Below are 20,790 nucleotides of genomic sequence, written 5' to 3'. Positions count from 1 at the left end.
CAAGCAACGGGTTGCGCTGCAACCCTTCGCAGCCTGCGGCAGCGACTACGGCGGTCAGTCCGCCGGGATCTTGGCTTTCGGGTCTTTGGCTTCAAGCCCGGGTATCGGTTGGTCTTTGGGCGGTGGCTGCGGCAGGTCTATCGGCGGCAGCGGCACCAAGCTGCTGTTGCCGGGGGCAGGCTTGGGCGCTGCACGCGGGGTGACCTGCGGGTATGGCGTAGGTGTAGCAGTGCCCGGCGAACCCGGTGCGGGTGTGACCGGGACACTCGGAATGGGGGTTAACTCCGCTGCCTGAGCCGCACTTATCGAGAGCGCGCCCCACACAATGGCCGTTAGAATAGTGCGTTTCATCAATGACTCCGTTGCCAGACCAGCTTGTATGCCGTCAGGCTACTCGCAACCAGCTGATTTTGTCCTCTTCTATGAGACTTCCATGAAACGTTTTGTTTTGCTCGACACCACCCCGATCCCCGAAAATGGCGGCGCCTTGTGCCTGTTTGAGTATGGTGAAGACTTCGTTATCAAGATTCAGGGGGGTGATGGCGGCCAGTTGATGAACACCCGCATGCATGGTTCTGAAGATGCCCTGGCTGAGATCCCGTGCCGTAAAGTGGCCGGTCGCACGAACTCACGGGTGCTGATTGGCGGCCTGGGCATGGGCTTCACCCTGGCGGCGGCCCTCAAACATTTGGGCAAGACTGCCGAAGTGGTGGTCGCGGAACTGGTGCCGGGCGTTGTGGAATGGAACCGCGGCCCGCTGGGCGAGAAAGCTGGTAACCCCTTGCAAGACCCGCGTGCGGTGATTCGTGTCGAGGACGTGGCCAAGGTGCTGCAAGCCGAGCCCAACGGCTTTGATGCGATCATGCTCGACGTCGATAACGGCCCCGAAGGCCTGACCCAAAAAGCCAACAGCTGGCTGTACTCGGCCGGTGGCTTGAGCGCCTGCGCCAAGGCATTGCGCCCCAAAGGCGTGCTGGCCGTCTGGTCGGCAAGCGCCGACAAGCAGTTTTCGGACAAGCTGCGCAAAGCAGGCTTTAAATCCGAGGAAGTGCAAGTCTTCGCCCACGGCAACAAGGGCACGCGCCACACGATCTGGATTGCGGAAAAAATCAAAGGCTGATCAACAGCTAAACTTCACGACATAACCGTCATTCGTCTTAAGGTGAACCCCCATGAGTTCAGCAAACCCACCCTCCCACACCGCCAAGCTGGACCGCATCCTGGCCGATGCCCAGCGTGACCGTGAAATGGGCTATCGCGACAAAGCCCTGAAAATGTACCCCCACGTGTGCGGCCGCTGCACCCGTGAGTTCTCTGGCAAACGCCTGAGCGAGTTGACGGTTCATCACCGCGACCACAACCATGACAACAACCCGCAGGACGGCTCCAACTGGGAGTTGCTGTGCTTGTACTGCCACGACAACGAACACTCGCGCTACACCGACCAGCAGTACTTTTCGGACAGCTCACTCAGCACCCCTAAAGTCGCCAAGGCCACTCATAACCCGTTTGCGGCGTTGGCCGGGCTGATGAAAAAAGACGAGTAAGAGGTTCTTGTCGCCGGGTGTTGGCGCCGGTGGGCGGGCCATGTGCTGGTATACTCGCGTCTTTTTTCAGAAAGGCACCGGCACGTGGCAGACAAACGGTACAGCTGCATTGGTTTGTATAACCCCAAATCACCGGAAAACGTCGGCTCGGTGATGCGTGCGGCTGGTTGCTACAACGTGGCTTCGGTGTTTTACACCGGCAAACGTTATGAGCGCGCCCGCGATTTCATCACCGATACCAAGAAGATCCATCAGGATATTCCGCTGATTGGCATCGACGACCTCAAAAAAATCATTCCGCTGGGCTGCATCCCGGTCGCCGTTGAGCTGGTCGAGGGCGCACGCTCTTTGCCCGAGTACACACACCCGGACCGGGCGATTTACATCTTTGGCCCCGAAGACGGCTCGCTGGATAAAGAGGTGCTGGACTGGTGTGAGGATGTGATTTACATCCCCACCAATGGCTGCATGAACCTTGCAGCCACGGTCAATGTGGTGTTGTACGACCGCTTGGCCAAGGGCAAGAACACGCGTTCCGGCCCAAAATTTGGCTAAGGTTTTTTGCCGTACTGCTGGCCGGTGCTCCAATCGACCAGCAGGCTGTAAGCAATCGCCAACAAGGTCGGCCCGATAAACAGGCCGATAAAGCCGAAGGCGATCAACCCGCCAAAGACTCCCAGCAATACGATCACCAACGGCAAGTTGCCGCCCCGGCTGATCAGGTAGGGTTTAAGCACGTTGTCGACACCGCTGATGATCAGCGTGCCCCAGATACCCAGGAATATCGCCATGCCATACTCGCCCTTCCAGGCCAGCCAGGCGGTGGCCGGGATCCAGACCAAGGGCGGGCCCATGGGGATCAGGCTGAGCAGGAAGGTGGCCAAACCGAGTACCAGCGCCCCCGGCACACCGGCGATCAAAAAGCCGATCAGCGCCAGCAAAGCCTGGGCTGCGGCCGTACCAATCACCCCGTTAACCACCCGTTGCACGGTGCCTGCCACCAATTCCTGATAGTAATCTGCACGCTCGCCGATCAGCCGTACCAGCAGGCTGTGAACGAACATCGCCAGGCGCGGGCCGTCCCGGTAGAAAAAGAACACGAAGACAATGCTCAGGGTCAGCTCAAGAATCCCGCCGCCGATCTGCGCACTGCGCGCCAGCAGCCAGTTGCCCACCTGCCCCAGGTAAGGTTTGACCGCCACGATCATGGCCGCACCTTGCTGATCGATGGTGTTCCACATGCCGACCAGCCGCTCACCGACCAGCGGAATGCCAGCCAGCCAGGTCGGGGCTTCGGGCAAGCCTTCAAGCTGTACATCTTTGACAAACGTGGTGGCGTCACGCACGTGGTCTGCCAGGTTAAAACCCAGCCACACCAGCGGCCCGGCCACCAGCAGCATCCAGCCAACGGTCAGGATGCTGGCGGCCAATGTTTCGCGACCATTGAGCCAGCGCGTTAAAAGACGCATCAAGGGCCAACTGGCGAATGCCAGCACCGCCCCCCAGAACAAAGCCGACCAAAACGGTGCCATCACCCACAGACTGGCGCCGAACAGCACCACGAGCAGGATCTGCACCAACAGGCGATCGTTATTGAGCATGTAGGTTCCGCAGACAATTGAGGGTTCGAATAGTAGCGACGACTACCAGAGTGTAGCCGCCGTTTTGCAGGGTTTAGCGCAATAACTCGAGATGCAGGCCCTTGGCCGGTTTGGTCCCCAGGTCCATGCGAGCGGCGCGCACACCGCCTTTGATCAAGGCATCACGCCAGGCCGCTGCGTGGGCGCCGGTCAAACTGACCCGGGAGGTGACATCCAGGTTCAATGCCCGGGCGATCAGGGTGACCCATTGTGCGTCCGGCTCACCGGCCAGTTTTGGGAAGTCCAGTTCGCCTGTGCTTTTCAACTGGCGTTGCAAGGTCGCTGAGGTGGGCAGCAGTTCGCCCAGATCGGCGCTTGCCTGGAGTTGCTCGACGTGCAGATACGCTTTGCGCCCGCCCCGATTGATGCCATACAAGGCGACCAGTTGATTCTGCTCTGGCGCGGCGCGGCGCATCAACAAGTACGACTGTTGATCATCCGCCCCCACAAGTTTGGAGTTGCCGAACACTTCATTGGCCCACAGGCTGCTTTCACCGCAGTCGCGGCCCTGACACCAGAACAGCAGCTCGGCGCCTTCTTTTTGCAGGGCTTCACGGGCCGCCGTAAAGGCTTCAGAACCCGTGTGCTCGGCGGGCAGTTCGTACGTCACGGCGGTGGTTTGACCACGGCTGTTGACCTGCCCTTCAAAACGCAGGCGGCCACTGATTTTGCGAATTGAGCCCATGGGGTAAATACGTTCGATGTCGGGCTTTACGCTGTAATCGACAATTTGCGCGTCGGCCAACCGGGGCAGACCTTGCAGGTCGTGGCTGCCTGGCACATCCGCAGCCCATGCCCAGGTACTCAGGCAACTCAGGCCCAGCGCCCAGATAAAACGAGTGGGTATGTTCATCGGCGTCTCACGGTTGAGAGCGGATGGCCTTTGCAGGGCGCAGCGGTGTAGTGATCCATGGTGGTTGTCTCCCCTTTCAAGCCGCCAAGCCTCGACAGTTGGCCTGCGCAAGTCAAGGAGTGACGAAGAACCGATTGAAACAGTCTGCAACAAGGGTTGCCCCGGCCTCGTCATTCAGGTGCAAATGATGACCGCCGGCTAACCGTTCCAAGGTAAAGGGTAGACGATCCAACAGCTCAGGGTGGCTGGCCAGCATGCCCTCTTCGGCTACCACCAAGGTGGTCGGGCACGTGACCCGGCGCACGAACGACATGGCCTGCGCATCGGTCAGTCGAAGCGGTGACGGCAACGTCAAGCGACTGTCACTGCGCCAGCTGTAGCCTCCAGGCACGGGCATCAAGCCACGTTGGGCGAGCAGCTCGGCCGCCTCGCGACTGACAGCCACCATGCCCTTCATGCGCGCTTCAATGGCTCGATCAAGGGTGGGGTGTACCGATTTGCGCTTGTGCCCATGGGCCAGTTGCGCCTCAAGGGCCTTGCTCATGTTCTCGGCCGCGTCAATGTCGGGGCCGCTGCGCAGTACGATGCCGTCGATCAGGGCCAAGCGGGTGACCCGCTCGGGGAAAGAGCCAGCAATGATCACCGAGACAATCGCGCCCAGCGAATGCCCCAACAGGGCAAACTGCTTCCAGCCCAATTGCTCGGCGACACACAGCACGTCAAACGCGTAATCGGCCAACGCATAACCCGCCCCACGCGGGCGGTGATCCGAGTGGCCGTGACCGGCGAAGTCCACTGCCACAATGCGCAACCCCGAAAGTTTGGGCGCCAGCCGGGCAAAGCTATTGGCGTTATCCAGCCAGCCATGCAGGGCGATGACCGGCAGCCCGTCTTGCGGGCCAAATATATGCGCTGCCAGCTCGATATGCGGCAGGCTCAGACGGATTTCTTCAACCACAGGGCTCATGCAGGGTGCTCTTTAGAGGCCGGGTTGACGCAGTTCCCAGCGGGCAAAAATGTGTTTGAGCAGGTGGGCGGTTTCTTGCGGCTGCTCCAGCGGGAACATGTGCCCGCCCGGTACGCTCAGCGACTCACCGAGGGGCAAACGCGCCACGGCGCGGGCATGATGGCGCATGACCACGCGGCTGTCTTGCCCGCGCACCACGGTTAAAGGCACCTGCAATTGCAGGATACGTCCGGGACTGGTGTGGGGAACACCGCGGTAGATATTGATTTCAGTGGCCGGATCAAAGCTCAGGCGCAAGCGGTCATCAATGGCTTGCAGACCATGCTCGAGGTAGGCATCAAAACAATCGGGGTCGAAGCTGCGAAACAACGCCTTGCCCGCGAAGTATTCCCGTGCAGCTGCGCGATCAGCAAACTCTTCACGGCGCCCCAGGGTACGACCCGCCGGGGTGAGGCGGTCGATAAAGCCAAAACGCTTGGCGGCACGAATCATCCATTGATCGGCCACCGTCAGCACCGGGGAGTCCAGCATGACCACGCCTTTGTACAAATGCGGGCAGCGTAACGCGGCGTGCAGGTGCAACATGCCGCCCAGCGAATGGCCGACGCCGAGCACCGGCTCGTCTTGTTGTTGCAGGTGATAAATCAGCTCATCGACCAGATTGCGCCAGTTGTTGTCCACCGGGAACCGCGGATCGTGCCCGTGCTGCGGCAAACGGGCAACGCTGAAGTCCGGCGCCAGGGCGTCGAACAATTTGCCGTAGGTGCCTGAGGGGAATCCATTGGCATGGGCGAAGAAAATCTGCCGAGACATACAAGGCGTCCATACATAGGAAGTACGCCTTATTGTGTGTAGGAAAATTCCTCACAACAACGACCGTATGCGCCATGAAAGGCGACACAACGGCCATTACTATGCCGAATCAGCGCGCTGGAGGTGTTTCGCCCAGCGGGACGACGGCGATGGTCAGTCGCGAAATGCAATTGAGTTTGCCGTTGTCGTCGGTCAGGCGAATGTCCCAGACGTGAGTGGTGCGCCCCATATGAACCGGCTTTGCCACCGCACTCACCCGCCCGCTACGCACGCCGCGCAGGTGATTGGCGTTGACCTCCAGACCTACGCAATAGAACTTTTTGGTGTCTATGCACAGGTAGCTGGCCATCGAACCGAGGGTTTCGGCCAGTACCACCGAAGCCCCGCCATGCAACAAGCCGAACGGTTGATGAGTGCGGTGATCCACCACCATGCTCGCGGTGATCGACAGGTCATCGTAGGCATCAAAGGTGATGTCGAGCACGTCGCAGATGGTGTTTTTGCGCATCGCGTTAAGGTGCGCGAGGTCCGGCTGGGTGGTCCACAAACTCATGGGTCATTCCTTGCTCTGTGAGTGATGGCTGTCATTTTGTCGTAGGATTTTTCGACAACCTGAGCCCAACTATCTTTCACACGGACCCGATTCTGCAACTGTTGCTACAACGGGTGTTTGCCTACCGGGGGTTATGCACACTCAGCAAGGTCATGCTGCCGGCCAGCGGCCACTCCCCTTCGAGCTCCGCCAGGCTGGCGGTGTGCATCGGCTGCGGCTGACGCACATGACCGTGCTGCAACAGGCTGATCAGCTCACCCACGAAAGGCTGATGGCTGACCAACAATACATTGCCACTGTCTGGCAGCTTGCTGGCGGCGAACTTGGGCTCGCTTTCTGGGGTCAGCCACGGCACGGTGATGAACTCACCGGTAAACCCCAGGGCCTCGCGCACCAACTCAGCGGTTTGCTGAGCGCGTACGTACGGGCTGACCAAAATGCGCTCCAGGGGTTTGCCGATCAAGTGTGCGGCGCTGCACAGCACTTGATCACGACCATGGGCCGTGAGTTCGCGCTCGGCATCACGTCGGGCATGATGTTCGGCTTCTCCGTGGCGCAAAATCCACAGCTTCATGGCTTGCTCTCGGTGCCGTTCGAAGGGGCGACGTAAGGGGCTTCGCCTTCTGGCGCACGTGGTGCTGGCCAGTCGGCAAAAGGCCAAGGCTTTTGCTCGGTGTGAAAGCTGCCAAAGCGCCCGATCTGGGCGAGATACAGGCTCAGGCTGTCACCAAAGTTCATCAGGCAACCATTGGGTGCGCCGTACACCAAGCGATAAATCAATTGCACCAGCACCAGGCCGCCGAGCACCAGTTGCGCGACTTGCCAGACCAATAGAAAAACCAGCATCCACAGCACGCGTATCACGATGGATTCGTACTTGGGGGCGTTATTGCTGTCACTCATGTGCTGCTCCTGTACTGATCAGTTGAAACCACTGGTGGAGATAAAGTCGACATCGGTCTTGGGTTCTGCGCGCATCAGCAGCTCGATCACCTGGTTGAGCGTACGGCCTTCAAACAGGATGGCATGCAGCCCGGCCACCAACGGCATGTAAACGTTCAGTTCCTGTGCTTTGGCCTTGAGCACCTTGAGGGTATTCACACCCTCGGCCACTTCGCCCAAACGGGCGACCGCGTCCTGCAGGCTCAGACCTTGCCCCAACGCATACCCGACCTGATAGTTGCGGCTTTTGGGCGATGAACAGGTCACGATCAAATCGCCTACACCCGCCAAGCCGAGAAAAGTCATTGGATTAGCGCCTTGGCTGACAGCAAAACGAGTCATTTCTGCCAACGCGCGGGTTATCAACATGCTTTTGGTGTTTTCGCCCATGCCCAGCGCCACCGCCATGCCGGCGATGATGGCGTAGACGTTTTTCAACGCCCCGCCCAGTTCCACGCCGAAGCGGTCGGCGCTGGCATACACGCGAAAGGTACGCCCGTGCAAGGCGCTCTGCACCTGGGTGCAGAGTGCTTCATCAGCGCTGGCCACCACGGTGGCGGTTAATGCATGTTCTGCCACCTCACGGGCCAGGTTAGGGCCGGACAACACGCCGATTCGGGCTCGAGGGGCGATCTCTTCGAGAATTTCGCTCATCAGTTTAAAACTGTGGGCTTCGATGCCCTTGGTCAGGCTGACCAGCATTTTGCCGCTCAACCGCTCGGCGTGGGGCGCCAGCACGCTGCGCAACGCGCTGGATGGCAGCGCCACAAAGCACAATTGGCAGCTCTGCAGGGTGGCTTGCAGGTCGGTGACCGGCTCGACACCCGGGTGAATTTTGATGCCTTTGAGGTAGCGCGGGTTTTCTCGATTGAGGCGCATCGCCTCGGCTTGCTCGGGGTCGCGCATCCACTGGTGCACACGATGACCGTTTTCTGCCAGCAAGTTGGCCACGGCGGTGCCAAAACTACCGCCTCCCAAGACCGCAATAGCGTGCTGTTCAGTCATATGCAATCCCGTCTTCCATCTAGCAGTGGCAATGGTCGCATTATACGGGCCGCCAGCCCTGCGACCAGCCCCATAGCGCATCGCTCAGGCAGCGCTGCTTGGAAGCGCACCCAGCCCGTCGTTTTGAACACTTAAAGCCCGATAAATAGGCAGCCCTCACTGCCAAACTGTGACAGCTCAGTTACCATGCCGCTCTGAAGGTAGCTGAGAAGCACAACTGAAGGGATTCATCATTCATGACGACACGTAGTCGCTGGGATATTCACACCCGCACGCAGATGATGAGTCTGGGCCCAGCTTTATTGATCACCCTGCTGTTGATCAGTTTTTTCACCAGTGTGCGGATCCAGGACTTGCGCCAGGAACTGAACTACACCGGTCAGTTGATTGCAAACCAATTGGCCCCGGCCAGTGAATACGGGGTTATTACCGGTAATACGGTGATCCTGCAAAGCCTGATCACCGCCTCGTTGAATACCCCCCACGTTGAGTTTGTGCAGATTCAGGACAGTGCCGGCAAGACGCTGGCTCGGGCTGAAAAAGCGGCGTTCTCCCCATCGCAAGGGGCCAAATTTGAGGTTTTTCAGGCGCCAGTGCGCTGGCAGAGAGGCCACTCAGGCGATGTGTTTTTACGCAACAACCTGCAAGCCTCAGCGCCAGAAGAGGACTATCTGGGCCGTGTGCTGGTGGGCATGTCCAGCGATGCATTCAGCAAGCGCCAACAAGAGATCCTGCTCAAAGCGGTAATTCTTGCGCTCTTTGCCCTGGGCTTTACCTTTCTCTTGGCACGGCGCCTGGCGGCGAACCTGTCCAAACCCATCAGCGACATGAGCAAAACCGTCAAGGCCATCCAGCACGGTGATTACAAGGCTCCCCTGCCGGTGGTTGACGATGGCGAACTGGGCAGCCTGGCCCAGCACATCAATAATCTGGCTTCGGGCCTTGAACAGGCCAGCCGTGAGCAGCAGACAGCTATGTCGCAATTGATTCAGGCGCGAGAAGAGGCCGAGAGCGCCAACCGCGCTAAAACTGAATTTTTGGCGATGATGAGCCATGAGTTGCGCACGCCCATGAATGGCGTGCTGGGGATGCTGCAACTGCTCGAAACCACTGAGATGACTGAAGAGCAAAAGGAGTACGCAGACCTTGCTTCGGCCTCCACTGAGCACTTGTTGAAGGTGATCAATGACATTCTCGACTTCTCGAGGATTGAACGCTCGACACTGGAACTTGAACACATTGCGTTCAACTTGCTGGATTTGATCGATAACTGCGCACAAACGTTCCAGTTCAGTGCAGGCCAGCGGGGTTTGCTGCTGCAACTGGCACTGCCTGAAGGCTTGTCGGCCTTGCACGTCCTGGGCGACCCGACCCGGATACGGCAAATTCTGGTGAACCTGATTGGCAATGCCTTGAAATTTACCGAGCGCGGCAGCGTCAGCATTGAAGCTAAATGGCAGCCGCTGGATCACCAACTGATTTGGTTCGTCTGCACGGTGCGCGACAGCGGAATCGGGATCAGCAACGAAAAACTTGAGTCGATGTTTGACGCTTTCCAGCAAGCGGACAGTACGATATCCCGGCGTTATGGCGGCACCGGCCTGGGCCTGCCCATCGCCCGCACGCTGGCCGAGCGCATGGGCGGTACGTTGCGCGCCAAAAGTGAGGAGGGTCAGGGGTCGGTGTTCACCCTGGAGATTCCGCTGGAGCTGCACCAGCCCGTGACCCTGAGCCAACCGCCGGCGCTGGCTGCACAACCGCCCATGGGCCACGGCGGCAAAGTGCTGTTGGTGGAAGATAACCCGGTCAATCAAACGGTCATCGAAGCCACCCTGCGAAGCCTTGGCTACGAAGTGTGCGTGGTCAGTGATGGCGCGCAAGCCATTCACCAGGCCAATACCGAGGACTATGTGGCGATCTTGATGGACTGCCGTCTACCCATCATTGATGGCTATGAGGCCACCCGGCAAATTCGCCAATTGGCAGGCTGCAGGACGGTGCCCATTATCGCGTTGACCGCCAACGCCTTACAGGGAGACAGGGAAAACTGCCTGCAAGCCGGTATGAACGATTACCTTGCAAAGCCGTTCAAACGAACCGATCTGGAACAAATTCTGCAGTGCTGGGTCCAGTAACTTGTGGCTAAAGAGCCACCTGCGACTGGCGTAAAATGCAAAAGTGCGGCAGTCTTAGGCACCCGAATGGGCCCCTGAACCGGCCCGATTTAAATTTTCAGTGCACAAGTGTACATTCCTGTCCTTTGCGCTGTGACTTTCACTACAACGCAATAGTCTATGTGTAGGCTGGCGAACTGAGACAACATGTTTCGGTTGGTCGGGAAGATTTGCCCCACCCTGCCGCATGGGATTATTGAGGAGCTCGCATGACCAAACAAAACGCCTTTACTCGGGAAGATCTGCTGCGCTGTAGCCGCGGCGAACTGTTCGGCCCAGGTAACGCGCAACTGCCCGCCCCTAACATGCTGATGGTGGATCGCATTACCCATATCAGTGAAGAAGGCGGCAAGTACGGCAAAGGTGAATTGGTCGCCGAGCTGGATATCACTCCAGACCTGTGGTTTTTTGCCTGCCACTTTGAAGGCGATCCGGTGATGCCGGGCTGCCTGGGCCTCGACGCCATGTGGCAGTTGGTTGGCTTTTACCTGGGCTGGCAGGGTTTGCCGGGCCGCGGTCGTGCCCTGGGTTCGGGCGAAGTGAAGTTCTTTGGCCAGGTTTTGCCGACCGCCAAGAAAGTCACCTACAACATTCACATTAAACGCGTCCTCAAGGGCAAGCTGAACCTGGCCATTGCCGATGGTTCGGTAACTGTCGACGGTCGCGAGATTTATACCGCTGAAGGCCTTCGGGTCGGCGTGTTCACTTCAACTGACAACTTTTAAGGGTTATCCGCATGCGCCGCGTCGTTATCACTGGTCTGGGCATTGTTTCGTGCCTGGGCAATGACAAAGAGACCGTCTCCGCTAACCTGCGTGCTAGTCGCCCTGGCATCCGCTTTAACCCGGAATACGCCGAAATGGGTCTGCGTAGCCAGGTTTCCGGCTCCATCGACCTGAACCTCGAAGAGCTGATCGATCGCAAGATTTATCGCTTTGTTGGCCATGCAGCGGCTTACGCCTACCTGGCCATGAAAGACGCCATCACTGATTCGGGCCTGACCGAGGAGCAAGTCTCCAACCCGCGTACTGGCCTGATCGCCGGTTCCGGTGGTGCATCGACCCTGAACCAGATGGAAGCGCTGGACATCCTGCGCGAAAAAGGCGTTAAACGTGTCGGCCCATACCGTGTAACGCGGACCATGAGCAGCACCGTGTCCGCTTGCCTGGCGACACCGTTCAAGATCAAGGGCCTGAACTACTCCATCGCTTCTGCCTGCGCCACCAGTGCTCACTGCATCGGTCACGCCATGGAACAGATCCAGATGGGCAAGCAGGACATCGTTTTCGCCGGTGGCGGTGAAGAGGAGCACTGGAGCCAGTCGTTCCTGTTCGACGCAATGGGCGCGCTGTCCAGCAAGCGCAATGACACCCCAGAACAAGCTTCCCGTGCCTACGACGCCGACCGTGACGGTTTCGTCATCGCTGGCGGTGGCGGTATGGTCGTGGTCGAAGAGCTGGAACACGCTCTGGCCCGTGGCGCCAAGATCTACGCTGAAATCGTTGGCTACGGCGCAACGTCTGACGGCTATGACATGGTTGCTCCGAGCGGCGAAGGCGCTATCCGCTGCATGCAGATGGCAATGTCAACGGTTGATGCACCGATCGACTACATCAACACCCACGGCACATCGACTCCGGTTGGCGACGTGGCAGAGATGAAAGGCATTCGCGAAGTTTTCGCAGACAAGGCACCGCCGATCAGCTCGACCAAGAGCCTGTCGGGTCACTCCTTGGGCGCCGCAGGCGTTCACGAAGCGATCTACTGCATGCTGATGATGGAAGGCAACTTCATTGCGGGCTCCGCCAACATTGATGAGCTGGACCCGGCGGTTGCCGACATGCCAGTGCTGACCAAAACCCGTGAAGATGCAACGATCAACACCGTGATGAGCAACAGCTTCGGCTTCGGTGGCACTAACGCCACCCTGGTTCTGAAGCGCTGGGAAGGCAAGTAAGCCCTCCCCCGCTCACTGAAAATGCCCCGACCTGGTCGGGGCATTTTTTTTGCCCGATGGAACGTACAACCCGGTGCAGTGCTCTATAAAGATCAGGACCTTTATCACTCCACTCTGAGGTTTGCCATGACCGTTACCGTCAACACTGTGTCCCACGAAGGTTTTCGTCACAGCATTAAAATCGACGATTACGAAGTGTTTACTGATGTTCCCAAAGCGATCGGTGGCGAGGGTTCAGCACCGTCTCCGCACGATTATTTCGACGCCGCGCTGGGCGCCTGTAAAGCATTGACGCTCAAGCTCTATGCGCAAAAGAAAGACATTCCGCTTACCGGGGTGACTGTAGAGGTCAAGCACGATGCCAGCGAAGAGCAACAAGGAAAATACGCGCTGCACGTCAAACTGACCCTCAAGGGCGTACTGACCGACCAACAGCGCGAAGAGCTGCATAAGGTCGCCGACAAGTGCCCGGTGCACAAGTTGATGACCACCGCTGATGTCACCATCGAAACGCACTTGTCAGAAGGCGCTTTCAGCCAGTAATGCGGGCCTCGCGAGCGTTGGGTTATGCTCAACGCTCCCTTAATTGCCTGGACGGGCCCATGCCGACATTCACCGTGATTAAACCGCGCGCCGAAGACGTCGAGGGCCAGCCGATCTTGCGCCCGCTGCCTTCAGCCAAATGCCGCAGTGTCGGGCCGTTTGTTTTTTTCGATCACATGCTGGTGACCGATTACCCACCCGGGCACGGGATGAATATCCAACAGCATCCGCACATTGGTCTTTCGACCCTCACCTACCTGTTTGAAGGCCACTTGCAGCACAAAGACAGTGTGGGCTCAGACCAGTTGGTCGGGCCCGGCGAAGTCAGCTGGATGACCGCAGGCGCCGCCATTGCCCATATTGAGCGTACCCCCGCCCCGTTACGCGAGCAGGGCTCGACCTTGCATGGCCTGCAAGTGTGGTTGGCGTCGCCTAAAGAACACGAGCAAGGCGCAGGCTCGTATAGCCATCACCCGGCCGACAGCTTGCCCGTGAGCGATAGCCTGGGGGTCCGCGTGCGAATGATTGCCGGGACAGGTTTTTGCCTGGCGTCGCCGGTACCGGTGCTTTCGCCGACGGTGTATGCCGAAATCCATATGCAAACAGCCACCACCCTGTTGATCCCTGATGAACATCAAGAGCAGGCGCTGTATGTGTTGCAAGGCGACATGCAGCTGGAAGGCCAAACACTGGAGCCGCACAGCCTGGTACTGCTGCCAGCGGGTGAAGCACTGACCCTGAGCGCAGACAGTGATTGCCACGCGGTGCTGATTGGCGGCGCGCCGCTCGATGGGCCGCGGCGCATGAACTGGAATTTCGTTGCCAGCGACCGCGAGTTGATTGAGCGGGCAAGAGCCCGCTGGGCAGCAGGCGATTGGCCGACCGTCCCCTTCGAGAACGGCCGGATTGAATTGCCCTGAAGACCTGAGACCGCCTTAGAGGATCATCGCTGCGGCCCAGCCGAAGGCCAGCAGCGGCAGGTTGTAGTGCAAAAAGGTCGGCACCACGGTGTCCCAGATGTGATGATGCTGGCCATCGATGTTCAAACCGGAGGTCGGGCCCAAGGTCGAGTCCGACGCTGGCGAGCCGGCATCCCCCAACGCGCCTGCCGTACCGACGATGCACACAATCGCCATCGGGCTGAAACCCAGCTGCACACAAAGCGGTACGAAGATCGCCGCCAGAATCGGCACGGTCGAAAATGAAGAACCAATCCCCATGGTCACCAGCAACCCGACCAGCAGCATGAGCAACGCGCCTACGCCCTGGCTGTGATTGATCCAGCCCGCCGAGGCTTCAACCAGTGACTTCACCTCGCCCGTGGCTTTCATGACTTCTGCAAAGCCTGAGGCGGCGATCATGATGAAACCGATCATGGCCATCATTTTCATGCCTTCGGTGAACAGATCGTCGGTCTCGCGCCAACGCACAATCCCGGACACCGAGAAAATCAGAAACCCGACCAGGGCACCGATAATCATGGAGCCCAGCCACAGCTGAATGATGAACGCGGACGCAATCGCGACTCCGGCCACCAGCAGGGTCAACGGGTTGTAGTTGATCGCGGTCTGTTCAACCTGCTCGATCTTGGCCAGGTCATATTCACGCTTTTTGCGGTAGCTGATGAACACCGCCACCAGCAGGCCAACCAGCATGCCCAGCGCAGGGATAGCCATGGCGTGGGTGACATTGACCTGACTGATATCAACGCCACTTTTGCTAACGTTGGCGAGCAGAATCTGGTTGAGGAAGATATTGCCAAAACCAACCGGCAGGAACATGTACGGCGTGATCAAGCCAAAGGTCATGACACAGGCGACCAGACGGCGGTCGATCTTCAGTTTGGTCAGCACATACAGCAAAGGCGGAACCAGCAGCGGGATGAAAGCGATATGAATCGGCAAGATGTTCTGCGAGCAAATCGCAACCACCAGCAATAGCCCGATCAATAGCCATTTGACCCGATTGCCACCGACTGCCTGCTGCTTATTGACCATCGCCAAGGCTCTGTCGGCCAGGGCATGAGCCAGCCCGGACTTGGCGATCGCGACTGCGAAAGCGCCCAGCAAGGCGTAAGACAGTGCCACAGTGGCTCCGCCGCCCAAGCCGCTGTTGAACGCCTCGAGCGTGGCCTCGATGCTCAGGCCGCCCACCAACCCGCCAACCACCGCACCCACAATCAGTGCGATGACCACATGCACACGGGACAGACTGAGCACCAACATGATGCCGACCGCGGCAATTACTGCATTCATAGTTACAACCTCATAGTACGCACCACGATAAAAACACCGTAAAGCGGAAAACTCCGGGCAATAGACTGCTGTTCCAGTCGCCGGATTTGGAAAGGAGGGCTTATTTGAGGGCGCACACTTTGCAGGAGCATCGCCGCCTTGTCAAAGCGCAGGCCAGAAGCGATCGCCAGACCACTGAAAAAGCAATTTATCCCTAGTATTTACAGGGCTTTAGCGCAATTTTTTAACATGAAATTTCGCTTTTTGTCGTAAAGAAATGTGTCAAATGGCCGCTAAGGGTAAAAGCCTCTTTTTAGGATGTCTCCATGTCGCTCAGACAGCTTTCCATACAGTGGAAAATCACCCTGCTTGCCGGCCTTTGCCTTGTGGGTATTGTTGCCCTGCTGGTAGGACTTTCTCTCTACCGCATGGAGTACACCTCCAACCTGGTAGAAGCCTCAAGCGCAAAAATGCTTAATGAGGCAGCCCAGGCGCGTATTGAAGCTCAGGGTGAGGCGCAGGCCCAGGCCATTAGCCGTCAATTCATGGACGCCTACCAATACGGAAACGGCTTTGCCCGCCAAGTCCTGTTTTTGCGTGAGCAATCCGAAAAGCGCTTTCTGGATGCCTTCGACCTGCGTGAGGACCTGACTCACCAAGTAAAGGCAGCGTTGCAGGCCAACCCTGACTTGCTCGGCCTGTCGCTGGTGTTTGAAGCCAACGCACTGGATGGCAAAGACAAGTTGTTTGAGCATCAACCCGTGCTGGGCAGCAATGACAAAGGCCGCTTTGCCCTTTATTGGTCACAGCCGACACCCGGCAAGCTGACTTCAATGGCGCTGCCTGAAACCGATATGTCCGACACCAGTATCGGACCTAGCGGTCAGGCCAATAACTCATGGTTTACCTGCCCACGTGCGACGCTAAAACCGTGCATTATCGAACCTTACTTTTATGACATTGACGGGCAACGGGTGCTGATGACCAGCATCGTTTTCCCGCTGATGGTCGATGGCAAGGTGATCGCTTCGCTCTCCGTTGATATCAACCTCAACAGCCTGCAAGCCATGAGTGTGCAGGCCAGCAAAAAGCTGTACGACGGGCAAACTAATGTCGGCATCATCACCTCGGCAGGCTTGCTGTCGGGTTTTAGCGCAGATGCCAGCAAGCTCAGCCTGCGCCTGAATCAGGTCGATCCCGATGACGGTGGCAAGCTGACAGAATTGATGAACAGCGCGGGTCAGACCGAGAGCATCCGCAACCATCAACGCTTGAAAGTGCTGACACCGTTTTTGCCAATCCCCGGTAGCAAACCTTGGGGCGTCTTACTCGATGTGCCTGAAAAGGTACTGGTGGGACCGGCACAAGTGCTTCAGGCCGACCTGGAGGCGCGCAATACCACCGGCACTCTGATTGAGTTGGGGCTGGGTTCGCTGGCGGCGATCATCGGTTTGCTGTTGGTATGGCTAATGGCGCGCAGCGTGACTCGCCCGATACTGGGTGTTGCGCGCATGCTGGAGGACATTGCCAGCGGCGAAGGTGACCTGACGCGCCGTCTGGAGTACGACAAGAAAGATGAGCTTGGGCAATTGGCGGGCTGGTTCAACCGCTTCCTCGACAAACTGCAACCGATCATTGCCGAAGTTAAACGCTCCGTGCAGGACGCTCGCAGCACCGCTGACCAGTCGGCGGCGATTGCGACCCAGACCAGCGCAGGCATGGAGCAGCAATATCGCCAGGTGGATCAGGTGGCCACAGCGTCTCATGAAATGAGCGCAACGGCGCAAGACGTCGCCCGCAGTGCTGCACAGGCCGCTCAAGCCGCACGTGACGCCGATCAGGCGACGCGCCAGGGCCTGACCATCATTGACCGCACAACCAACAGCATTGATCACTTGGCCGCTGACATGAGCGAGGCGATGGTGCAAGTGGAAGGATTGGCGGCCAACAGCGAGAAAATTGGTTCTGTACTGGAAGTGATCCGTGCCATTGCCGAGCAAACCAACTTGCTCGCCCTGAATGCGGCGATTGAAGCAGCACGTGCCGGTGAAGCCGGGCGTGGATTTGCCGTGGTGGCAGACGAAGTACGTAACCTGGCGCGACGGACTCAGGAGTCGGTCGAAGAAACCCGCCAAGTGATCGAGCAACTTCAAGTGGGCACCCAAGATGTCGTGTCGTCCATGGGCAACAGTCATCGTCAGGCTCAGGGCAGTGTCGAGCAAGTAGGACAAGCGGTGACTGCGCTGCAGCAAATCGGCGAGGCGGTGACAGTCATTACTGACATGAACTTGCAGATTGCCAGTGCCGCAGAAGAACAAAGTGCCGTGGCCGAAGAGATTAACCACAACGTGGCCACGATTCGCGATGTCACCGAGTCGTTGTCCGGGCAGGCCAATGAATCGGCACGGGTAAGCCAGTCGCTGAACTCGCTGGCTAACCAGCAACAAAACTTGATGGATCAGTTCCGCGTGTGATGTGACATCCAGGGGGCGCCGGTTGGCTTGAGCCACTGGCGCCTCTTAACGTTTACGCTTGTGCAATTCGATGATCACTGACAAGCCGCCCAGCGGGCCGGTTTCAAGCCTCATCTCCCCTCCCCATGCCTCCACAATATCGCGCACGATGCCCAAGCCCAGGCCATGGCCGCTGACGTGTTCGTCCAAACGAGCGCCACGGCTGAAGACCTGATCACGCTCGGACTCAGGAATACCGGGGCCATCGTCCTGGACCTGTATGACAAATCCATTCGGGTTTTGCTGAACACTCAGTTCAACCTTGGAGTCGGCCCATTTACAGGCGTTATCCAACAGGTTGCCGAGCAATTCGAGCATGTCTTCACGGTCCCAAGGCATCTGCAGCCCGGGTGAGGCATTTAACGCCAGGTGCAGGTGATCGCCGTGAATCATGCCCAGCGTGGACATTAAGGCAGGCAGCTCTGCATCTCCGTCAAACTGAGCACCCGGCAGGGCATCACCGGCCAGCCGGGCGCGATTGAGCTCGCGACTCATCCGCTGTTGAATATGCTCCAGTTGCTCGCGCAGGCTTTGTTGCAACTGAGGGTAGTGCTCAAATTGCGGGTCATTGACCAAGCTGTATAAGACCGCCAGAGGTGTTTTTAAGGCATGCCCCAAGTTGCCCAGGGCATTTCGCGAGCGCTTTAAGGTGTCTTCAGTGTGGCTCAACAGGTGGTTTATCTGTGTGACCAAAGGCTCAAGTTCAAGGGGAACCTGGGTGTCCAGCTGTGAGCGTTGACCTGATTGCAATTGCACGATTTGTTTGCGCGCGGTCTCCAGTGGCCGTAGTGCCCGACGAACTGTGAGGCGCTGCATCAGCAGGATGATCATGAGCGCAACGATGCCAATGCCCAGACCAATTCTCTGCACTTGCTTGAAGCTTTCTCGTATCGGTGTGTAGTCCTGAGCCACTGTGATGGAAACAGGCTGGCCAAAGCGCAGGTAATCGCTGCGCAGGAGCAGCAACATCTGGCCTTCCGGGCCAGGTTGAAGCGTGCTGTCCAGGCCGGGCTGCTTGGGTCTGGGTAATTGTGCGTCCCACAGTGAGCGCGAGCGCCAATGTGTATCGCCAAATTCGATGCTGAAATAATGCCCTGAAAACGGACGCTGATAAGCAGGCGACAGGCGTCGTTCGTCCAGTTGCAAGCCTTGAGGACCACGGCTCAGCGCGACTAACAGGTTTTCGCTGTCAATCTGCAGGCCAGACTCTAAATATCGCTGAAGGCCATTTTCAAATAGCCAGAGGCTGACCTGGCTCACCACCAGACCCGATAGCAATAAGACACTGATCAGGCCAATGCTCAAGCGCCGCTGAATGGATTTCACTGATCACCAGACCCGAATATATAGCCCTGCCCGCGACGGGTTTCTATGACGGAGCGGCCTAGCTTGCGCCGCAAATGGTTCACATGAACCTCAAGCACATTGGAGTCGCGTTCTGTTTCACCGTCATAGAGATGCTCAGCCAAATGGCTTTTGGAGAGGATCTGTTGGGGGTGGAGCATGAAGTAGCGCAACAGGCGAAATTCGGCAGCGGTCAGTTGTACTTCACTCTCGCCGTGAGTAACAGATTGGCGAGACTCGTCCAGGTGCAACCCTGCGGATTTGAGCAGTGGCTGGTTCGACTGACCATGAGAGCGGCGCAGCAGCGCTTGTACACGCAGTTGCAGCTCTTCGGGATGGAAGGGTTTGGTCACGTAATCATCGGCCCCGGCCTTAAGCCCTTCAATCCGCTCAGACCATGAACTGCGGGCGGTCAGGATCAGCACCGGCGTGGCGAGGCCCTGTGTGCGCCATTGTTTAAGGACGTCGATACCGGGAACACCGGGCAACCCCAGATCGAGAATAATCAAATCGTACGGCTCACTTTGTCCCTGATAAAGGGCATCACGGCCGTCAGCCAGCCAATCCACTGCATACCCCAAGCGCGTTAGCCCACTTATCAATTCGTCAGCCAAGGGGACATGGTCTTCTACCAGCAACAACCGCATTAATCATCAACCTCATCTTTGAGTAGCTGGCCATCTGCGGCATTCAGCTTCAGTTCACGGACGACACCGTCCTGAGTCAGCAACTCAACTTCGTAAACATACATGTCATCATCCTCCTCAAGTTCTGCCTCGAGCAGCTTGGCCTTGGGGTGATACTGGAATGCCTTTTGAAGCAGTTGCTCCAGGGGCAAGATGACGCCTTTTTCCCGCAAGCGCAGCGCTTCGTCCTGATCCAGATCCCGGGAGAAGACCAAACAGGAAAACGTAAAAAGCAGCAGTGCGACACAGCCACGAACGTACTGATTCACGGTGATCACTTACCTCCGGTGCATGGCATGTTAAAAATGCGGACTATAGCGTTGTTGGCTTAATTGAAACTGAATATGCAGGTCTGTCTGTCCGCTGGCCCGGAGCGTGATTGTCGTTAGCCGTGCGTTAACTGTTAAACTACCGCCCTGCATTCATCGCCCAGGCGATAGCCACCCTTTAGAGCTATAAACACTGTGGAAATTTTTAAAGAGTTTACCTTCGAATCCGCGCATCGGTTGCCTTACGTCCCTGAAGGCCATAAATGCGGTCGTTTGCATGGGCATTCATTCAAGGTTGCAATCCATTTGAGTGGCGACATTGATCCTACAACCGGCTGGATCCGCGACTTCTCGGAAATTAAAGCGATTTTCAAGCCGCTGTATGAGCAACTCGACCATAACTACTTGAACGATATTCCTGGCTTGGAAAATCCAACCAGCGAAGTGTTGGCCAAGTGGATTTGGCAACAGCTCAAGCCCCTGCTTCCTGAACTGTCAGCCATTCGAATTCACGAAACGTGCACCAGCGGCTGCATTTATTACGGCGACTGAACCTGGGGTATAAAAAAACCACCTGAGCGGTGGTTTTTTTATGTCTGGAATTTGAGCTGCAAGCTGCAAGCTGCAAGCTGCAAGCTGCAAGCTGCAAGCTGCAAGCTGCAAGCTGCAAGCTGCAAGCTGCAAGCTGCAAGCTGCAAGCTGCAAGCTGCAAGCTGCAAGCTGCAAGCTGCAAGAGCGTGGGGGGCTTGG

The 20,790-nt window shown here is 57.8% G+C and carries 23 protein-coding genes; 10 read left to right on the top strand and 13 right to left on the bottom strand.

The window, feature by feature from the left end; genetic code table 11:
• Positions 1-54: 54 nt before the first annotated feature.
• Positions 55-351 carry a hypothetical protein gene (locus QMX84_RS18945; RefSeq protein WP_048386172.1) on the bottom strand — a complete coding sequence of 99 codons (297 nt, stop codon included), beginning with the start codon at positions 349-351 and terminating at the stop codon, positions 55-57.
• Positions 352-433: 82 nt separating this feature from the next.
• Here QMX84_RS18945 and QMX84_RS18940 point away from each other — a divergent pair, with 82 nt between their 5' ends.
• From QMX84_RS18940 to QMX84_RS18930, 3 genes are all read left to right on the top strand, one after another.
• A complete protein-coding gene (locus QMX84_RS18940) occupies positions 434-1,120 on the top strand; it encodes a parallel beta-helix repeat-containing protein (RefSeq protein WP_048371582.1) in 687 nt (228 codons plus the stop codon).
• A 52-nt stretch (positions 1,121-1,172) separates the two neighbouring features.
• On the top strand, positions 1,173-1,547 hold the full coding sequence (locus tag QMX84_RS18935; protein WP_048386174.1) for a YajD family HNH nuclease: 375 nt from the start codon (positions 1,173-1,175) through the stop codon (positions 1,545-1,547).
• A gap of 84 nt (positions 1,548-1,631) precedes the next feature.
• Positions 1,632-2,102, top strand: coding sequence for an RNA methyltransferase (locus tag QMX84_RS18930; RefSeq protein WP_048371586.1), 471 nt, complete (start codon positions 1,632-1,634; stop codon positions 2,100-2,102).
• Here the strand turns inward: QMX84_RS18930 and QMX84_RS18925 are convergent.
• The 8 genes from QMX84_RS18925 to QMX84_RS18890 form a co-directional block, all read right to left on the bottom strand.
• Complete coding sequence (locus tag QMX84_RS18925; protein WP_048371588.1) at positions 2,099-3,148, bottom strand: AI-2E family transporter; 1,050 nt, start codon at positions 3,146-3,148, stop codon at positions 2,099-2,101. The two genes, QMX84_RS18930 and QMX84_RS18925, sit on opposite strands and share 4 nt — an antisense overlap.
• 73 nt (positions 3,149-3,221) lie before the next feature.
• The gene (locus QMX84_RS18920) at positions 3,222-4,040 is read right to left on the bottom strand and encodes a DUF4892 domain-containing protein (RefSeq protein ID WP_282364508.1); all 819 of its coding nucleotides are present in this window, start codon (positions 4,038-4,040) and stop codon (positions 3,222-3,224) included.
• A gap of 112 nt (positions 4,041-4,152) precedes the next feature.
• Entirely contained in the window at positions 4,153-5,007 is an 855-nt protein-coding gene (locus QMX84_RS18915; RefSeq protein WP_262123259.1) for an alpha/beta hydrolase, read from the bottom strand.
• A 12-nt stretch (positions 5,008-5,019) separates the two neighbouring features.
• Positions 5,020-5,820: an alpha/beta hydrolase gene (locus tag QMX84_RS18910; protein ID WP_282364507.1), complete on the bottom strand. Its 801-nt coding sequence runs from the start codon at positions 5,818-5,820 to the stop codon at positions 5,020-5,022.
• Positions 5,821-5,929: 109 nt separating this feature from the next.
• Entirely contained in the window at positions 5,930-6,373 is a 444-nt protein-coding gene (locus tag QMX84_RS18905; protein WP_262123263.1) for a hotdog fold thioesterase, read from the bottom strand.
• A gap of 121 nt (positions 6,374-6,494) precedes the next feature.
• Positions 6,495-6,947: a phosphohistidine phosphatase SixA gene (sixA, locus tag QMX84_RS18900; protein ID WP_282364506.1), complete on the bottom strand. Its 453-nt coding sequence runs from the start codon at positions 6,945-6,947 to the stop codon at positions 6,495-6,497.
• Positions 6,944-7,276: a DUF4389 domain-containing protein gene (locus tag QMX84_RS18895; protein WP_262123267.1), complete on the bottom strand. Its 333-nt coding sequence runs from the start codon at positions 7,274-7,276 to the stop codon at positions 6,944-6,946. The genes sixA and QMX84_RS18895 overlap by 4 nt, the downstream gene beginning before the upstream one ends.
• An 18-nt stretch (positions 7,277-7,294) precedes the next feature.
• Positions 7,295-8,320: an NAD(P)H-dependent glycerol-3-phosphate dehydrogenase gene (locus QMX84_RS18890; protein WP_282364505.1), complete on the bottom strand. Its 1,026-nt coding sequence runs from the start codon at positions 8,318-8,320 to the stop codon at positions 7,295-7,297.
• A gap of 236 nt (positions 8,321-8,556) precedes the next feature.
• Between QMX84_RS18890 and QMX84_RS18885 the strand changes: the two genes are divergently transcribed.
• The 5 genes from QMX84_RS18885 to QMX84_RS18865 all read left to right on the top strand — a co-directional run bounded on the left by QMX84_RS18885 (position 8,557) and on the right by QMX84_RS18865 (position 13,914).
• Positions 8,557-10,455 (top strand): ATP-binding protein, encoded by a 1,899-nt coding sequence (locus tag QMX84_RS18885; protein WP_282364504.1) that lies wholly within the window; start codon positions 8,557-8,559, stop codon positions 10,453-10,455.
• 248 nt (positions 10,456-10,703) lie between these two features.
• Positions 10,704-11,219 carry a 3-hydroxyacyl-[acyl-carrier-protein] dehydratase FabA gene (fabA, locus tag QMX84_RS18880; protein WP_032859207.1) on the top strand — a complete coding sequence of 172 codons (516 nt, stop codon included), beginning with the start codon at positions 10,704-10,706 and terminating at the stop codon, positions 11,217-11,219.
• Between the two features lie 11 nt (positions 11,220-11,230).
• Positions 11,231-12,451 (top strand): beta-ketoacyl-ACP synthase I, encoded by a 1,221-nt coding sequence (gene fabB, locus QMX84_RS18875; RefSeq protein ID WP_048371603.1) that lies wholly within the window; start codon positions 11,231-11,233, stop codon positions 12,449-12,451.
• A gap of 126 nt (positions 12,452-12,577) precedes the next feature.
• Positions 12,578-12,994, top strand: coding sequence for an OsmC family protein (locus QMX84_RS18870; protein WP_048371605.1), 417 nt, complete (start codon positions 12,578-12,580; stop codon positions 12,992-12,994).
• A 59-nt stretch (positions 12,995-13,053) separates the two neighbouring features.
• Complete coding sequence (locus tag QMX84_RS18865; protein WP_282364503.1) at positions 13,054-13,914, top strand: pirin family protein; 861 nt, start codon at positions 13,054-13,056, stop codon at positions 13,912-13,914.
• Between the two features lie 15 nt (positions 13,915-13,929).
• Here the strand turns inward: QMX84_RS18865 and QMX84_RS18860 are convergent, their stop codons facing one another.
• Positions 13,930-15,249: a Na+/H+ antiporter NhaC family protein gene (locus QMX84_RS18860; protein ID WP_048371609.1), complete on the bottom strand. Its 1,320-nt coding sequence runs from the start codon at positions 15,247-15,249 to the stop codon at positions 13,930-13,932.
• Between the two features lie 305 nt (positions 15,250-15,554).
• Between QMX84_RS18860 and QMX84_RS18855 the strand changes: the two genes are divergently transcribed.
• Positions 15,555-17,702: a methyl-accepting chemotaxis protein gene (locus tag QMX84_RS18855; protein WP_282364502.1), complete on the top strand. Its 2,148-nt coding sequence runs from the start codon at positions 15,555-15,557 to the stop codon at positions 17,700-17,702.
• A gap of 45 nt (positions 17,703-17,747) precedes the next feature.
• Here the strand turns inward: QMX84_RS18855 and QMX84_RS18850 are convergent, their stop codons facing one another.
• Genes QMX84_RS18850 through QMX84_RS18840 form a run of 3 tightly spaced genes read right to left on the bottom strand, consistent with a single transcriptional unit; the run spans position 17,748 to position 19,986 of the window.
• Positions 17,748-19,067, bottom strand: coding sequence for a sensor histidine kinase (locus QMX84_RS18850; RefSeq protein WP_282364501.1), 1,320 nt, complete (start codon positions 19,065-19,067; stop codon positions 17,748-17,750).
• On the bottom strand, positions 19,064-19,732 hold the full coding sequence (locus QMX84_RS18845; RefSeq protein ID WP_262123281.1) for a response regulator transcription factor: 669 nt from the start codon (positions 19,730-19,732) through the stop codon (positions 19,064-19,066). Before QMX84_RS18845 ends, QMX84_RS18850 begins: the two co-directional genes overlap by 4 nt.
• The gene (locus QMX84_RS18840; protein ID WP_088500237.1) at positions 19,732-19,986 is read right to left on the bottom strand and encodes a PepSY domain-containing protein; all 255 of its coding nucleotides are present in this window, start codon (positions 19,984-19,986) and stop codon (positions 19,732-19,734) included. The genes QMX84_RS18845 and QMX84_RS18840 overlap by 1 nt, the downstream gene beginning before the upstream one ends.
• 249 nt (positions 19,987-20,235) lie before the next feature.
• Here QMX84_RS18840 and queD point away from each other — a divergent pair, with 249 nt between their 5' ends.
• Positions 20,236-20,592, top strand: coding sequence for a 6-carboxytetrahydropterin synthase QueD (gene queD / locus QMX84_RS18835; RefSeq protein ID WP_282364500.1), 357 nt, complete (start codon positions 20,236-20,238; stop codon positions 20,590-20,592).
• Positions 20,593-20,790 lie beyond the last annotated feature (198 nt).

This window comes from Pseudomonas sp. PS01297 (genome assembly GCF_029959305.1).
In the GTDB taxonomy this organism is placed as follows: domain Bacteria; phylum Pseudomonadota; class Gammaproteobacteria; order Pseudomonadales; family Pseudomonadaceae; genus Aquipseudomonas; species Aquipseudomonas helleri.
Note: the sequence above shows the minus strand (reverse complement) of the source record. Positions and strands in the feature narration are given on the sequence as shown.

Excerpts from the sequence above, each read along its gene's own strand:
- QMX84_RS18845 (WP_262123281.1), bottom strand. The coding sequence starts at position 19,732 with ATGCGGTTGTTGCTGGTAGAAGACCATGTCCCCTTGGCTGACGAATTG.
- QMX84_RS18925 (WP_048371588.1), bottom strand. The coding sequence starts at position 3,148 with ATGCTCAATAACGATCGCCTGTTGGTGCAGATCCTGCTCGTGGTGCTG.
- QMX84_RS18860 (WP_048371609.1), bottom strand. The coding sequence starts at position 15,249 with ATGAATGCAGTAATTGCCGCGGTCGGCATCATGTTGGTGCTCAGTCTG.
- QMX84_RS18935 (WP_048386174.1), top strand. The coding sequence starts at position 1,173 with ATGAGTTCAGCAAACCCACCCTCCCACACCGCCAAGCTGGACCGCATC.
- QMX84_RS18855 (WP_282364502.1), top strand. The coding sequence starts at position 15,555 with ATGTCGCTCAGACAGCTTTCCATACAGTGGAAAATCACCCTGCTTGCC.
- QMX84_RS18945 (WP_048386172.1), bottom strand. The coding sequence starts at position 351 with ATGAAACGCACTATTCTAACGGCCATTGTGTGGGGCGCGCTCTCGATA.
- QMX84_RS18885 (WP_282364504.1), top strand. The coding sequence starts at position 8,557 with ATGACGACACGTAGTCGCTGGGATATTCACACCCGCACGCAGATGATG.
- QMX84_RS18905 (WP_262123263.1), bottom strand. The coding sequence starts at position 6,373 with ATGAGTTTGTGGACCACCCAGCCGGACCTCGCGCACCTTAACGCGATG.
- QMX84_RS18870 (WP_048371605.1), top strand. The coding sequence starts at position 12,578 with ATGACCGTTACCGTCAACACTGTGTCCCACGAAGGTTTTCGTCACAGC.
- QMX84_RS18915 (WP_262123259.1), bottom strand. The coding sequence starts at position 5,007 with ATGAGCCCTGTGGTTGAAGAAATCCGTCTGAGCCTGCCGCATATCGAG.
- fabB (WP_048371603.1), top strand. The coding sequence starts at position 11,231 with ATGCGCCGCGTCGTTATCACTGGTCTGGGCATTGTTTCGTGCCTGGGC.
- sixA (WP_282364506.1), bottom strand. The coding sequence starts at position 6,947 with ATGAAGCTGTGGATTTTGCGCCACGGAGAAGCCGAACATCATGCCCGA.
- QMX84_RS18895 (WP_262123267.1), bottom strand. The coding sequence starts at position 7,276 with ATGAGTGACAGCAATAACGCCCCCAAGTACGAATCCATCGTGATACGC.
- QMX84_RS18920 (WP_282364508.1), bottom strand. The coding sequence starts at position 4,040 with ATGAACATACCCACTCGTTTTATCTGGGCGCTGGGCCTGAGTTGCCTG.
- QMX84_RS18910 (WP_282364507.1), bottom strand. The coding sequence starts at position 5,820 with ATGTCTCGGCAGATTTTCTTCGCCCATGCCAATGGATTCCCCTCAGGC.
- QMX84_RS18940 (WP_048371582.1), top strand. The coding sequence starts at position 434 with ATGAAACGTTTTGTTTTGCTCGACACCACCCCGATCCCCGAAAATGGC.
- fabA (WP_032859207.1), top strand. The coding sequence starts at position 10,704 with ATGACCAAACAAAACGCCTTTACTCGGGAAGATCTGCTGCGCTGTAGC.
- QMX84_RS18865 (WP_282364503.1), top strand. The coding sequence starts at position 13,054 with ATGCCGACATTCACCGTGATTAAACCGCGCGCCGAAGACGTCGAGGGC.
- QMX84_RS18890 (WP_282364505.1), bottom strand. The coding sequence starts at position 8,320 with ATGACTGAACAGCACGCTATTGCGGTCTTGGGAGGCGGTAGTTTTGGC.